The organism is Methylocaldum sp. GT1BB (genome assembly GCF_051027545.1).
Taxonomy (GTDB): Bacteria; Pseudomonadota; Gammaproteobacteria; order Methylococcales; family Methylococcaceae; genus Methylocaldum.
In genome coordinates, this window is sequence record NZ_CP194902.1 from 4826710 (window position 1) to 4841609 (window position 14900).

The 14900-nt window shown below is 53.6% G+C and carries 12 protein-coding genes; 2 read left to right on the plus strand and 10 right to left on the minus strand.

Annotation, left to right across the window (positions count from 1 at the left end):
* Positions 1 to 170 precede the first annotated feature (170 nt).
* The 7 genes from hflC to ftsH form a co-directional block, all read right to left on the minus strand.
* On the minus strand, positions 171 to 1028 hold the full coding sequence (gene hflC, locus ACR2TX_RS22725) for a protease modulator HflC (protein ID WP_077730615.1): 858 nt from the start codon (positions 1026 to 1028) through the stop codon (positions 171 to 173).
* Positions 1029 to 1030: 2 nt separating this feature from the next.
* The gene (hflK, locus tag ACR2TX_RS22730; protein ID WP_077730581.1) at positions 1031 to 2206 is read right to left on the minus strand and encodes an FtsH protease activity modulator HflK; all 1176 of its coding nucleotides are present in this window, start codon (positions 2204 to 2206) and stop codon (positions 1031 to 1033) included.
* A gap of 207 nt (positions 2207 to 2413) precedes the next feature.
* On the minus strand, positions 2414 to 3688 hold the full coding sequence (hflX, locus tag ACR2TX_RS22735) for a ribosome rescue GTPase HflX (RefSeq protein ID WP_133718158.1): 1275 nt from the start codon (positions 3686 to 3688) through the stop codon (positions 2414 to 2416).
* Between the two features lie 62 nt (positions 3689 to 3750).
* Positions 3751 to 3996: an RNA chaperone Hfq gene (hfq, locus tag ACR2TX_RS22740; protein WP_077730579.1), complete on the minus strand. Its 246-nt coding sequence runs from the start codon at positions 3994 to 3996 to the stop codon at positions 3751 to 3753.
* Positions 3997 to 4123: 127 nt separating this feature from the next.
* Positions 4124 to 4507 carry a lactoylglutathione lyase gene (gene gloA / locus ACR2TX_RS22745; RefSeq protein ID WP_077730578.1) on the minus strand — a complete coding sequence of 128 codons (384 nt, stop codon included), beginning with the start codon at positions 4505 to 4507 and terminating at the stop codon, positions 4124 to 4126.
* Between the two features lie 71 nt (positions 4508 to 4578).
* Positions 4579 to 5919, minus strand: coding sequence for a phosphoglucosamine mutase (gene glmM / locus ACR2TX_RS22750; protein ID WP_077730577.1), 1341 nt, complete (start codon positions 5917 to 5919; stop codon positions 4579 to 4581).
* A gap of 301 nt (positions 5920 to 6220) precedes the next feature.
* Positions 6221 to 8137, minus strand: coding sequence for an ATP-dependent zinc metalloprotease FtsH (ftsH, locus tag ACR2TX_RS22755; protein WP_156879779.1), 1917 nt, complete (start codon positions 8135 to 8137; stop codon positions 6221 to 6223).
* A 769-nt stretch (positions 8138 to 8906) separates the two neighbouring features.
* Here ftsH and ACR2TX_RS22760 point away from each other — a divergent pair.
* A complete protein-coding gene (locus tag ACR2TX_RS22760; RefSeq protein ID WP_077730575.1) occupies positions 8907 to 10985 on the plus strand; it encodes a TonB-dependent receptor family protein in 2079 nt (692 codons plus the stop codon).
* A 216-nt stretch (positions 10986 to 11201) separates the two neighbouring features.
* Here the strand turns inward: ACR2TX_RS22760 and ACR2TX_RS22765 are convergent, their stop codons facing one another.
* Positions 11202 to 11627 carry a universal stress protein gene (locus ACR2TX_RS22765; RefSeq protein WP_077730574.1) on the minus strand — a complete coding sequence of 142 codons (426 nt, stop codon included), beginning with the start codon at positions 11625 to 11627 and terminating at the stop codon, positions 11202 to 11204.
* A gap of 25 nt (positions 11628 to 11652) precedes the next feature.
* Positions 11653 to 12390: a TerC family protein gene (locus ACR2TX_RS22770; protein ID WP_347257512.1), complete on the minus strand. Its 738-nt coding sequence runs from the start codon at positions 12388 to 12390 to the stop codon at positions 11653 to 11655.
* A gap of 142 nt (positions 12391 to 12532) precedes the next feature.
* Between ACR2TX_RS22770 and ACR2TX_RS22775 the strand changes: the two genes are divergently transcribed.
* Positions 12533 to 13801: a cytochrome P450 gene (locus ACR2TX_RS22775; RefSeq protein WP_434130755.1), complete on the plus strand. Its 1269-nt coding sequence runs from the start codon at positions 12533 to 12535 to the stop codon at positions 13799 to 13801.
* Positions 13802 to 13836: 35 nt separating this feature from the next.
* On the opposite strand, the gene ACR2TX_RS22780 is transcribed toward ACR2TX_RS22775, so the two are convergent.
* The gene (locus tag ACR2TX_RS22780) at positions 13837 to 14889 is read right to left on the minus strand and encodes a fatty acid desaturase (RefSeq protein WP_168183804.1); all 1053 of its coding nucleotides are present in this window, start codon (positions 14887 to 14889) and stop codon (positions 13837 to 13839) included.
* Between the last annotated feature and the right edge of the window lie 11 nt (positions 14890 to 14900).

The window sequence follows — 14900 nt, forward strand, 5'->3', positions numbered from 1 at the left end:
CAGCAAACGGAAAAAAATCTGGATGGATTAGGCGACAGTTATGTTACCGCGAGGCTCATATTGACCCTAGCAGTGTGTGAGAATCCTTTGCCAACGGCAAACGGTCCGCCCCTTTGTCCCTGTCGACTGGACAAAGGGGCAATAGAAAATATGCGGGAGCAACAGTCCGGTTACTTTGGCTTTTTGAAGTACTGGAAGAATTTCGAATCAGGCTCCAACACGATCATATCGTTCTCGTCCTTGAACACTTGCCTGTAAGCATACAAGCTTCGATAAAACTCGAAGAACTCTGGATTTCTGCTATATGCCTGAGCATAAATCTCCGATGCCGTGGCATCGCCCTCACCACGCCTGATCTCCGAGTCTCTATAGGCATCAGCAAGTATCACCTCCCGCTGACGGTCTGCTTCCGCACGAATACGTTCGGCTGCCTCCGCACCACGCGAACGGAAATCTCTCGCAACCCGTGCGCGTTCGGCTTCCATCCGTCGGTAGACCGATGAACTTACCTCATCCGGCAAATCGATTCCTTTCACACGAATATCGATAACCTCGACTCCCAAATCATCGACTACAGGGTTCACCGTCTTGATCAGTAGATCGCGGATCTGGCCACGCTCTAAGGAAACCACCTCGCGGATAGTTCGCTTGCTGAATTCGTTCCGCAATGCGTCTTTCGTTATCTGATCGAGACGAATATTTGCCGCTGCCTTATCCCCACCGACTGCCTTATAGAATTTCGTCGCGTCTTCGATCCGCCATTTCACGAACCAAGTAACGATTACGTTTTTCTTTTCAGAGGTGAGAAACCGCTCGGGCTTGGACTCCAATGTGAGGATTCGGTCATCGTATTTCTTCACCTCTTGATATGGAAGCTTGAAATGCAACCCCGGCTCGAAGTCTGTTCGAACGATTTTCTTAAACTCCAGCAATAAGGCTCTTTCCGTCTCCGATACAGTAAATATGGAGGTAGCAGTAATTACCAGCAAAATAAAAACAAACGCAAGAATTAGGGTATTTTTACTAATCATTATTGTCCCCTTCCTTCACGACCTCGAGTGGTTGATCGGATAGTTCTAGGGGCCCCGCTGTCCGATACTTCCGGAGTAGTAATCGTGGCATTGTCGGCATCTCTGGGCGGCATCAGGGGCGACGCAGCTTTTTGAAGTTTATCTATAGGCAGATACAACAAATTATTGCTGTTCTTGACATCGATCAATAACGTACCCGTGCGTCCAAGCACTTCCTCCATCGTATCGAGATAGAGGCGCTCTCGCGTAACCTCCGGAGCCTTGTCGTACTCCGCCAGCAACTGTTTGAACCTACTCGTGTCACCTTCTGCTCTGGCAATTACGCGCTGTTTATACGCTTCCGATTCTTCCAAGACACGTGCCGCGGCACCCCTTGCTCTTGGCACGACTTCATTCGCATAAGCTTCCGCTTCATTTTTCAGGCGCTGCTCATCTTCCCTTGCCTTGATCGCGTCCATGAATGCTGCCTGGACTTCTTCCGGAGCCTGAGCATCCACCAAGCTCACATTGCTCACTCTGATTCCGGTTTGATATTGATCCAGCGTTTGTTGAATTTCGTTCTTGATCTCGTCGGCAACCTTGCCCCGTCCCTCCGTCAACACGAAATCCATCGTACTCTTCCCGATAACCGCACGTTCGGCGCTTTCAATAACCTGCTTCAAGGTTTCGTCCGGATCAGCAACATTAAAAAGATAATCTTTCGCATCCTTGATCTGATACTGAACCGCTAATCGGATATCGATAATATTTTCGTCCTGCGTGAGCATAAGGGCTTCCCTGGGCACGGACCCCAAAGATTGCTGACGCCCGCCGGAGCGATACCCTACTTCCAGAAAACGTTGCTGCTCCATATTGACCACCTGAACGTGCTCTATTGGCGCAGGCATGTGCCAATGCAGCCCAGGCATGGTGGTATCAGCGTATTTGCCGAAACGCGTAACGACGCCGCGACTCCCTTCGTCTACGAGATAAATACCGGTTAGCCCCCATACAGCCAAGGCAATCAGGAGAAATAAACCGATCGTCCTCATGGGCGCATTTTCACCGCCACCGAAAAACCTTCCTATCCTTTCGTGTAATCCGCGCATGACTTCTTCCAAGTCCGGAGGCGTCTCCTGCTGATCACGCCCGCTCCACGGATCTTTTTTATTACCGCCCGGTTCGTTCCAGGACATTGGATGACTCCTATAGTACAGAACTTGATGCTCTTCTAGAGCTATAACAAAGCCGCTACTGCGGCATGAATATTAGAATTATCTAGGAAAATGGTTGGATATACAAAAACGAGCATTTGAGAGGAAGCCGGAACGCTCTCCACTGGCCCAGTGCTTCACGGTAGAAGCATGCTATGCCCCGGCATTATTGTTACCAGATCGAGATGATTAAGCACTAATTGAATCCTGCAGCTCGTCGAGCTCATGCAATAACTTCACATCCCGCTTGAGAAGCTCGACTTCCAAATCCCACCCTCCGGTTCCGTCCGATTCTTCTCTCAAGATCTGCGCTGCGTTATATAACCGTGCCCTCAATCCGGCGTTTTCCGGACCCAAGTGAATTCTGCGGTGAATCACTTCGCGACGAAAAAGAACCTCTAAAACGTCGTGAAGCAAAGGCAGACCAGCACCTGTCTTGGCGGACAACCATACTTTTGCGACATCTCCGCTCGCGTTTCTCTCAGCGTGCGGCTCAATATCCGCAACCCGATCGATCTTGTTAAAGACCTGAATCTGTCTTACTCGATCAGCTCCGATTTCGCTCAGAACCCGATTGACTTCCGATATGGTTTCGTCAGACCGCTCATCACTCGCATCAATAACGTGAAGCAATAAATCTGCGTCCACCGCTTCCTTCAAAGTCGAACGGAATGCTGCAACCAGCTCATGTGGCAAATGCCGGATAAATCCGACCGTGTCAGCTAGAATTACCGTCAAACTCGGCGTTAACTGCAAGCGTCGCAAGGTGGGATCGAGCGTAGCAAATAACTGATTTGCCGCATAAACGCCAGCCCCCGTCAACGCGTTGAAGAGAGTCGATTTGCCAGCATTTGTATATCCCACCAAACTGACAACCGGCAACTCCGCCCGCCGTCTAGCGGAGCGTCCCTGATTGCGTTGCCGCTCGACTTTCTCCAGCCGTTTTTGAATCAGCCGTATTCGATCAGCAATTAAACGCTTGTCCGTCTCAAGCTGTGTCTCCCCAGGACCACGGAGGCCGATACCCCCTTTTTGACGTTCCAAGTGAGTCCAGCCACGCACCAAACGAGTAGATAGGTGCCGCAACTGTGCTAATTCAACCTGGAGTTTGCCTTCGAAGGATTGGGCCCGCTGAGCGAAGATATCGAGAATCAATCCGGTGCGATCGACAACCCTGACCGAAAGCTCTCTCTCTAAATTACGCTCTTGGCTGGGCGTTAAAGGATGGTTGAAAAGAACCAGCTCTGCTTCGTTCTCCCGGACAATCCGGGCCAACTCGTCAAGTTTCCCTTTTCCGATGTAATAACGAGGATCGGGCGTGTGTCTCCTGCCTGTCACCGTAGCTACAGGCTCCGCCCCGGCTGATGAGGCGAGTTCCTGAAGTTCTACAAGAGCTTCGGTCTCGTCCTGAGCGGCCAAATGAACAAGCACGGCACGCTCGCCGGACTTCGGCCTCTCAAACAAGTAAACTCTTCTCCCAGACCAACTTCGACATCACCATCTTACGGCTTGAACCGAACTGTCGATTAACCCTCGTCTTCCAATCCTTCCGCCGCATGGGGTAGACGGACCTGACGCGCAGGGACAATCGTGGAAATGGCATGCTTGTAAACCATTTGGCTTACAGTGTTCTTGAGTATGATCACGTACTGATCGAAAGAATCCACTTTACCTTGTAACTTGATCCCGTTTACGAGATAGATCGAAACCGGAACATGTTCTTTTCTAAGCGCATTTAGGAACGGATCTTGTAAATTTTGCCCTTTTGACATCCTCTTTCTCCTTATTGTTATAAGACCGACGCTCAGCCAGTATTAAAACAAATCTCTCATTTTTTCGCCAGGCACAATACCTGACTGTAGCCGCCATTAATATATGAAAAATAAGCGCAACAGCCCTTTATTCTTTTCCGATTAATTCAATTTTGTAACCATCCGGATCCGCCACGAAGGCAATGACCGTGGTGCCGTACTTCATGGGGCCGGCTTCGCGTAAAATTTCGCCGCCAGCGCGTCTTATACGCTCGACAGCGTCGTAGATGTCCTCGACTTCGATCGCGATATGCCCAAAGGCATCGCCCAAGTTATAGCCATGAACACCCCAGTTGTAAGTCAATTCAATCACCGAATCGTGGCGTTCGTCACCGAACCCTACGAATGCCAGAGTGAATTTTCCATCAGGAAAATCCTCCTTTCTCAATAGTTTCATTCCGAGAATTTCAGTGTAAAAGCGAATCGACCGTTCTAAGTCTCCAACCCGAATCATCGCGTGCAAGATACGCATCGACTGACTACCTCGACTCAATTTTTGCTAATGAAATCATCGCGCATCTAATAACCGCCACGAACACATCTCTAGGTCAGCGCCGAAGAGACGGCATTTGCGAGACGGTCGGCCGTAGCACGAACAACATGAGCGTCTTGCCCTTCAACCATAATCCTAATTAGAGGTTCGGTTCCCGACGGTCTGAGCAAAATACGCCCCTTGCTGCCAAGTTCACGCTGAATTTCATTTTTCAACTTCTGAACCGGCTCGATTTCATCCAAATTGACTTTGTCCCGCACCTTCACGTTCACCAAACACTGAGGGTATTTGACCATGTCGCTCTTCAATTCGTTAAGCGATTTGCCCGCCTCGTGCATCGCTGCCATAACCTGCAAAGCAGAAACAATACCATCGCCGGTCGTAATCCGGTCCCGGCATATGATATGACCTGAACTTTCACCGCCGAGCACGCTGTCATGCTGAAGCATCATTTCCATCACGTAACGATCTCCTACCGCAGCGCGCTTAAACTCTAACCCCAACGCATCCAGCGCATGCTCTAACCCTAAGTTACTCATCAGAGTACCGACTATCGGCCCTCTTAACCCACCGCACTCCATACGGGACTTAGCGATGATGTAAACGAGTTCATCGCCATCGACGATCTCCCCTTTATGATCGACCATGATCAGCCGATCGCCGTCGCCATCCAAGGCGATCCCAAAATCCGCCTGCTCTTCCAATACCGCACGGCTAAGTCGCTCGGGTTTGGTAGCTCCGACGCCGTCGTTTATATTCAAGCCATTGGGCTGAATGCCAATAGCGACAACCGTCGCACCAACTTCCTCGAATACATGGGGCGCGATGTGATATGTCGAGCCATGGGCGCAATCGACAACAATTTTGAATCCAGTAAATTCGATGCGGGACGGAATAGTGCTTTTGCAAAATTCGATATAACGCCCGACCGCATCACTGATGCGAGACGCTTTGCCTATCCTTGAAGACTCCACCGTCGTCATGGGTTTGTCCAATTGCTCCTCAATCTGGAGCTCGACCTCGTCCGGAAGCTTCATGCCATCGGGCCCAAAAAACTTAATCCCATTATCGTAATGCGGATTGTGCGAGGCGCTGATGACTATCCCGGCCTGGGCTCGAAACGTCCGCGTAAGATAAGCGATTGCCGGGGTTGGCATGGGACCGAGCAACTGAGTATTAATCCCCGCCGCCGCAAGCCCCGCCTCGAGAGCAGATTCGAACATGTAGCCGGAAATTCTGGTGTCCTTTCCGATCAGAACATTGGAAGGGTAGCGATCCAGCGAAAACACGCGGCCTGCCGCCCAACCCAACTTCAGCATAAAGTCCGGTGTAATAGGATATTCCCCTACTTTGCCGCGAATTCCGTCTGTACCAAAGTACGATTTTTTCATTCGCCGTCCTTCAAATCTAAAGATTCAATTATTTTTGATTTTACGCTCTATGCAGTAGCCGATCCGTCGACACCTTTTGGACACACTAATACCTTCCGCTTTCAAGAAGCATGGAAATTACGCAATTATCCGCGCCGTCTATGTCCTTAGTTTCATAGCGACTACCCTCCATTCCAACGGACAAGTTCTATCCGACAACTGAACGTAAAAGCTCGTCAGCTAGTGTAGGCGATCCATACAAAAACAAAACCCCCCGCACCTAGCACGGTGCCGGGGGTCTCAATAAGCCTACCAAACAGAATCAGTGCTGTTCCGCTGCTTTACCGATGCCTCCAGCTCCTTTTGCCTTGGGAGTCTCTTTAGCACCCAAACCCGCCGCAGCACCACCGCTCGGAGGCGCCTCGCCCCAGCTTTGCGGCGGACGCGGAACCTTGCCTTCCATAATGTCGTCGATTTGGAAACGATCGATTGTCTCGTACTTGATCAAGGCTTCAGCCATCAGATGTAATTTTTCCATGTTTTCTCGCAACAAGCGCTCCGAACGCTCATAGTTGCGATCGATTACCGAGCGAATTTCCTCATCGATCAGATGCGCCGTCTCCTCGGAGACCATTTTATGCTTGGTGACGGAGCGTCCCAAGAATACTTCGCCTTCTTCTTCGCTATACGCCAACGGCCCTAAACGTTCCGAGAGCCCCCATCGGGTAACCATGCTGCGCGCGAGATTGGTAGCCCGCTCGATATCGTTCTGAGCGCCGGTCGTCACTTTTTCTTTGCCGAAAATGAGCTCTTCCGCTATACGTCCTCCGAACAAACTCGAAATCTGGCTTTCCAGTTTCTGCTTGCTCGCACTGTACTGGTCACGCTCCGGCAAAAACATAGTAATTCCCAGCGCCCGGCCGCGCGGCATGATGCTGACCTTGTACACCGGATCGTGTTCCGGAACCAGCCGTCCCACAATCGCATGACCTGCCTCGTGATAAGCGGTGAGCTGCTTCTCCTCGTCGGTCATTACCATGGATTTGCGCTCTACGCCCATAAGAATCTTATCCTTGGCTTTCTCGAAGTCCTCCATGTCGACGCTGCGCTTATTCTTGCGGGCGGCGAACAAAGCCGCCTCGTTGACCAAGTTGGCCAAATCAGCGCCGGAAAATCCAGGGGTGCCGCGTGCCAGATATTCGACTTCCACGTTGTCGGCAATCGGCACTCGCTTCATGTGCACCTTCAAGATTTGCTCGCGACCACGAACGTCAGGTAGTCCAACGACGATCTGACGGTCAAAGCGCCCAGGACGCAAGAGCGCCGGATCCAGAACATCGGGGCGGTTGGTTGCCGCGATGACGATAATACCTTCGTTTCCTTCGAAACCGTCCATTTCGACGAGCAACTGATTGAGCGTCTGCTCGCGCTCGTCGTGGCCACCGCCTAAACCGGCACCACGATGGCGGCCTACCGCATCGATCTCGTCAATGAAGATGATGCACGGCGCATTTTTCTTCGCCGTCTCGAACATATCGCGCACGCGGGACGCACCCACGCCCACAAACATCTCGACAAAATCCGAGCCCGAGATGGAAAAGAACGGAACCTTAGCCTCTCCGGCGATCGCTCGGGCCAGCAAAGTCTTACCGGTCCCTGGCGGACCGACCATCAGAGCCCCGCGCGGAATCTTGCCGCCCAGCTTCTGAAACTTGCTCGGATCCTTGAGGAAATCGACCATCTCCTGAACGTCTTCCTTGGCCTCTTCAACGCCCGCTACGTCGGCAAACGTCACCTTGACTTGATCTTCTTCGATCAGCCGAGCTCGGCTCTTACCGAAGGACATGGCCCCCCTTCCTCCGGTACCGCCTTGCATTTGCCGCATGAAGAAAATCCACACAGCAATCAGCAGCAGCATCGGGAACCACGAAATAAAGATCTGCATCAATAATGATTGAGATTCTGGCGGCTGAGCCTTGATCTCGACATGGTTCTTCAGCAGGTCATCAACCAAGTGGTCGTCGCCAGGACTGTAAGTAGTGAACTTCTCGCCGGTCCCGAGCATGCCCCGGATCATTTGCCCGTCGATAGTCACCTGCTTAATCTGCCCCTCGTTCACCGCCGAGATGAACTGCGAATACGACATAGTCGAATCGACCGACTTTCGGGAGCCAAAATTATTGAAAACCGACATCAAAACGACGGCGATGACTACCCACAGAATTATGTTCTTCAACATGTCATTCACGGTCTAACTTCCTCGTCGGATAAATCCGACCATTTTTTTGAAATAGTTTACAAATACTATCAGGATATCGCCCGGTGTAAATGCTTCAACCAGGCAAGGACAATCGTAGAAGCCTACATCTACCTCCCTCTTCACTGACTTTTCGACTGCGCATATTCAAGAAGGTTCATTCAGCAATTTTTCTGCCGAGAACTGTCCGAGCTCTCGCAACCATCGGCACCGCACGCGAATACCGGCGTGAGAAATTTATTACACCGATGCAGCGCCGCCGCACCCATCATCAAAACCTCGATGCGGCAAATGCCCTACCCCAAAGCGGGTACTGCAAGAAATTTTTTGGCTGACCAATTATTAATCAGGCCCGTTAATACCCTCCTGGTATTTCGGGCCGCCGCCCAAGCCGGTACACGCCCGGCCTGGGCTCACGCGGCTTGCCGCCGCGCCGGGGCATCCCTGCCCCGGATTAACCCGGCCTATATTTATAGGCCGGGTTAATAATGTCACCGACATCGGCCTGCAATCTCCATCAACGACAGCCATGGGCGCAAAAAACAAGAAATTGCCAGAGCACTTCCAACCCTTATCGCGCCACCCCAAGCATGTCATTTGCCTCACTTCGCCGACCAGGAATGCGTGATTTCACACACCCCGATCGACCTTTCCGACAAACTATCCTCCAGTTCTCGGCCTGAAGACGGACTGGCTCAAATAGTGCTTACGCTAACAGCCGTCTCAAAAAACTAAAACAACAAGTCCGAAAATGATGAGCAATCACTATTTAAAGATGACTCTCGCACTCTTATGCAGCGGAGCAACCATCGGGGGAAAAGCATGGGCCGATCATGACACCAAGCCCACTCAGTTACCAACTTTAACGATTACCGGCGAAGCCGATACGGCACCTCAAGCTCTCACCGTACCTAATATCGAAACCGCGCGCGAGCAGATTAACCGGGTTCCCGGAGGCGTCGATATTATCGATGCGGAAAGCTATCAGAAGGGCCGTGCCGCCAATCTCAAGGATGTTCTCGACTACTCTCCCGGCGTGTACGTGCAACCGCGATTCGGTGCCGAGGAATCGCGGGTCTCGATCCGAGGCTCCGGCATTCAACGCACCTTTCACGGCCGCGGCATCAAACTCCTTCAGGACGGAGTTCCGCTAAACCTCGCCGACGGAGGCTTCGACATGCAGGCAGTAGAGCCTCTGGCTGCCGAATACGTGGAAGTTTACCGCGGCGCTAACGCACTCATGTACGGCTCTACCACCCTTGGCGGAGCGATCAACTTCGTGAGCCGGACCGGATACACCGCGTCGCCTCTACAGCTACGCTTCGAATCCGGCAGCTTCGACACTTACCGTGCCCAGGTGAGCTCAGGGCAAGTGATCGGCGATGCTGATTACTATATCTCCGGAACCTTCTTTTCTACCAACGGTTTTCGCAACTGGAGCGAGCAGGAGAACGAGCGCATCTTCAGCAATTTCGGCTATCGCTTCAATGAGAACCTGGAAACGCGCTTCTACGTCACTTATGTCAACACCCAATCGAACCTACCAGGAAGCTTAACCAAAGCGCAACTGGAAGACGATCCGACCCAGGCCAATCCAAGCAGCCTCAGAGGCCAGCAGAAGCGCGACTTCAGGCTGATGCGGCTCGGCAATACCACTACCTGGCGATGGGACGACAAGCAGCGCATCGACATCAGCAGCTTCTGGTCTTACAAGGATCTTTATCACCCTATTTTTCAGGTTCTTGACCAGGTTTCCGACGATTACGGCATGAACATCCGTTACACCAACGAAAACGATTTGTTCGGCCGCAAGAATATTTTCATCCTGGGTCTATATCCGACCGGCGGCCGAACCCAGGACGACCGTTTCGTCAACGTCGGCGGCCACCGCGGCGCCAGAAGGGCCAAGAGTACGCAAGACGCCATCAACATCGATCTCTACGGCGAAAACCAACACTATATCTTGCATCAATTGGCCCTGGTTACCGGCCTTCAACTGTCCTATGCCTCACGCGAATATACCGATCGCTTCCTGAGCAATGGCGATCAAAGCGACCACCAGGATTTCTTCGGGGTCAGCCCGAAAATCGGCGCGCGCTGGGAATTCACGGCCAATAGCCAAGCTTATGTGAATTTCAGCCGCAGTTTCGAACCCCCGTCATTCGGCGAACTGGTCGTCCAGCGGAACGGCGTTCCGCTTGAGCTGACGGCTCAAAGGGGCAGCACTGTAGAAATCGGAACGCGCGGCAGAGAGGGCATCGTCAACTGGGACTTGTCCTATTACCACGCTTGGGTAGAAAACGAATTGCTTCAACTGCGCGATCCCACCGATCCGACCGCGACGGCGACGATTACCCGCAACGCGGACTCCACGACCGTACACCAGGGTATCGAACTCGGTTTCGAGGTCCGCCCCATAGACGATATCGTCCTGCGCCAAGCCTATATGTGGAACGATTTTCGGTTTGACAACGACCCGACCTACGGCGATAACCGCTTACCGGGAATCCCGGAACATTACTTGAGAACGGAACTGCGCTACGAGCATCCGTCCGGCTTTTACGCGGGTCCCAACGTGGAGTGGTCCGCGACCCGAATTCCGGTCGACCTGGCCAATACGCTGTCCGCCGATGCCTACGCTATCATGGGTTTTCGCGCTGGTTATAGGACCAAACAAGGATTTTCCGCCTACTTCGAAGCGAAGAACCTGACCGACGAAAAATATGCGGCAACCACTGGCGTCATCGCCAATGCCGACGGACGCGATGCGGCGCAGTTTTATCCGGGTGATGGGCGGGCTTTCTTCGGTGGCGTGGAATACCGGTTTTAACGTAGCGGCCGGATAGTACTCGATATCGACAAAATGAAATAACGGGGCTTGCAATCTGACGCGTTCGGTTGCAAACCCCGTCGCCCCGTAGACTAACGGGCTGATCGTCAAGTCACTTTGAAACCTGGATAGGCGAGAACGTCACAAGCACCCGCATCCGTTCATACAGCGCACAATCCATTTATGACGCGGCGGAACGATCACGCATCTACGGGATTACTTCACAAGCAACACCGGCACTTCGCTCAGATGGATGACCTTGGTGGCTACCGACCCCATGAGCAGAGCCGCGACCGAACCAAGGCCGCGAGCGCTCATGACGATCTGATCGCAGCCCTTCTCTTTCGCGTATTGAACGATCACCTCAGCCGGGTTGCCGACACCGATATGAACGATGTACGGAATCCCGGCTCCGTCCAAAACTTTACGCGCCGACTCCAGGGCCTTGGTTCCCTCGTCATGGTGAAACGCGCGGATCTGTTCGGCATCGAGGAACATACGTACCTCGCCATGCAGCGGATGCTGGACATTAAGGAGATGAATCTCCAGCGGCTCCTTGTACCAGGCTGCCTTTTTGAGCACATGATCGACGGCGCGGATCGAATTTTCGGAGCCATCGACCGGAACCAATACTCTTAACATGCGTATTCTCCTGGAATAGGTGGCGTTAGCCCGTTTTGCCCGATTTCGGCTGCTCGTCTTCGGCGGCGAGATCCACTACCCGGTGCTGTGCCGTCGTCGCTTTACGCTGCGCCAACCACTTGCCGGCCAAGACCACCAGAACGGCACCGGCAAAGGGGATTACGTCATGCAGCCAATGGCCCTCCGGCCCGGGCCACGCCGGATCGGTGACCAGCATTTCGCCCGATACGAAACCGAGCAAAGCGGCCCCGAGCACAATGATTACCGGGAACCGGTCCATCAAGCGCAGAATGACGGTGCTGCCGAAAATCACTAGGGGAATACTGATCGCCAGACCGAGTATCAGGAGCAGTACGTTGCCTTTCGCCGCCGCGGCAACTGCGATAACGTTGTCGAGGCTCATGACCAGATCGGCAATCAAGATCGTCCGGATCGCAGCGATAAGATTATCGTGGCCGTCGACACCCTCGCCGCCGTCACCCTCGGGCAATAGCAACTGCACGGCAATCCAGAACAGCAGCACGCTGCCGATGATCTTCAAATAAGGAAGCCGCAACATTTCCACTGCGACTAAGGTGAGGACGACCCTCATCAAAATGGCGGCAACCGATCCCCAGACTATGGCGAGATTGCGCTGTTGTTCCGGGAGTGAACGCGCGGCGAGAGCGATTACCACCGCGTTGTCGCCCGAGAGAATGATATTGACGACGATAATCTCGCCGAGTCCGATCCAGAACTGAGGATCGACAAAAAGTCCTGACATGATTATTGCTTCCGGCCGAGGTGTGGTCCTGATGAGGGAAGGAAATTTCGAACATCCTTAAAAGAAGATATTTTCACCGCGTGACGGCGAAGTAGCAAGCAACCGGTCGAGGAGCAAACTGTGCCGGAAAAATCTCCCGTTTATGGATCTGTCGTGGATCGGGTATCTTCGACCGTCTCCAACAACCTATTGGACAGAATTGGCCGCCGTGCTCAACATCAATATCGACTCCCCCGCCTTCTTTGCCGATCCTTATCCGTTCTATGCCAAGTTGCGCAGTGACGCACCGATTTGTCCGCTCATGCCCGGCATCTGGCTGGCGACACGCTACCAGGATGCCAATCGAATTCTCCGCGACGCCCGCTTCGGCAAGGATTTTCTGGCGGGAGTCGCCAGCCGCTACGGAAAGGACGCCGTCATGGAGCCGGCCTTTCAGATGGTGAATCGGTTCATGCTGCTGATGAACCCTCCGGAGCACACGCGACTGCGCACGCTCGTCAGCAAAGCTTTCGGCGTGAAACAGGCCCCCGAGCTGCGCTATCTGGCCCAGCGGGAAACTCATCGGCTGATAGACGGCTTTATCGATAGCCGCCGCGCCGATTTGGTCAATACATTCGCTTATCCGCTTCCAGTCCGGATCATCTGCGCACTTCTCGATATACATCTCGAGGACAGCCTCCGATTCCTCGCCGACACCCAAGCACTGGTCAAGGTGTTCGAATTGAGTCCGATCGGTGCCGACGAAATCGACGCCGCCAACCGGGCCTCGCACGCATTCGACCGCTATTTCCGCGAAATTTGCCGCGAACGTCGCAAAAATCCTGGCAATGACCTGGTTTCCTTGCTCCTTCAGGCCGGGGAAGGCGAAGATCGGTTGAGCGAGGATGAAATCATCGCCAATATGGCGCTACTGTTTCTGGCGGGGCACGAAACCACGGCCAATATGATTGGCAATGCGCTATTGACACTATTTCGGCATCCCGACCAGTTGGATTTGCTTCGAGGAAACCCGTCATTGCTGCCGCAAGCCGTGAACGAGTGTCTTCGTTACGAGACTTCCGTTCATATCGCCGCTCGCGTTGCCATGCAGGATGTCGCCGTCGGGGCGGTAACGGTCAAGCAAGGAGAGACGGTCTACATCAATCTCGGTGCAGCCAACCGCGATCCGGCCGTGTTCAAAGAACCCGAGCGATTCCTGATCGAACGCGCCGAACTTCCGCAAAAACCGCTGTCCTTCGGCGGCGGCATGCATTACTGCCTGGGAGCCCGGCTCGCGCGCATCGAGCTCGAAACGGCGCTTGACGCCCTGCTCCGCAGGCTGCCGGAGCTACAGTTGGAGAACATCGATCATCCATCGTGGAAGCCGACCATTACCATCCGCGGCCTGGCCCATTTGCTGGCGCATTGGTAGGGGCGAACAATCGCGAGCGCTCCCTTTCGGTCATCTTATACGTTTTCTTGCGAATCGACCCAAGCCCGGTATTTCTCGTTACGCCTCAGCACCATCACCGCCATGCCCCAATATCCGTAAGGCATGGCGGGTCCTTCGGTCGGTGCGCACAGTTCCGGATAAGGTATCCCGGGGCGACGATGATGGTCGGCGTGCCGCGTGAGGCCCAGAAACAGAAACAGGCTGACCGCGGAGTCGTTGCGCCAGGCTGCTAAACGCGACCGGCCGGAGGCTTGGGTCAAACCGTAATGCTGGAAGTAATTGACGGATTCCAAGATCCGTATGGCGAGATAGGCGCATCGCAGAAACACCGCTGCCGCCAAGAGCCCGAACAGCCAGACGTATGCTGCGAGCCAAACGGCTTCGACGGCCGCTCCGGTCAAAGTAGCCCTTCGATCGGCATTCCAGGCAATCCGCCATTGTTGAATCGCCACGCGCCGAAAAAAGTCCTCGTAGCATTCGCCAGCAATAGCGGTCGACGGATCCAGCGCACTGCCCAGCATGGCATGATGAGCCCGCTTGTGCGCGATCGAAAAATGATCGTAAAACACGGTGGCAAACAGAAATCGTCCCAGCATCCGGTGCCATCGGCGATGTTTGTGGATGAGTTCGTGGGCAGGACAAATTGCCGCGCAGCAAAAATTGGCTCCGGCCATGATCCGGACGGCCAACAGATTGCCCAGGCTATTCGCAACTTCCAGCGGGCCGGCCCATCTAAGCCGCGAGACCAAGAGTCCCAAAGCGAGGGCGTTCAGTATCTGCAATAGAACTAGCGCATACAGGATTCCGTCGAAAAACCAGCGCGGAGCGTCGGCAGGCACCGACCGCCGCTCGGAAGGACCGAAACAATCGGCCGCAAAGAGTGCGCCCATCGGCAATGTCCAAGCCAAGGCCTGAACCGCCGGATGGGGGCCGGTTGCGAAAAACGCGAAAATGCAGATCGGCATAAACAGGCTGAGACCGAAACCGCACCACCAAGGCGGTAGAAAATCCGGCAGACGAACCGTTCTCGGAATCCCGACCCCCGCAGTTTTCGTTAGAATGTCCATAGGCTTTCGGA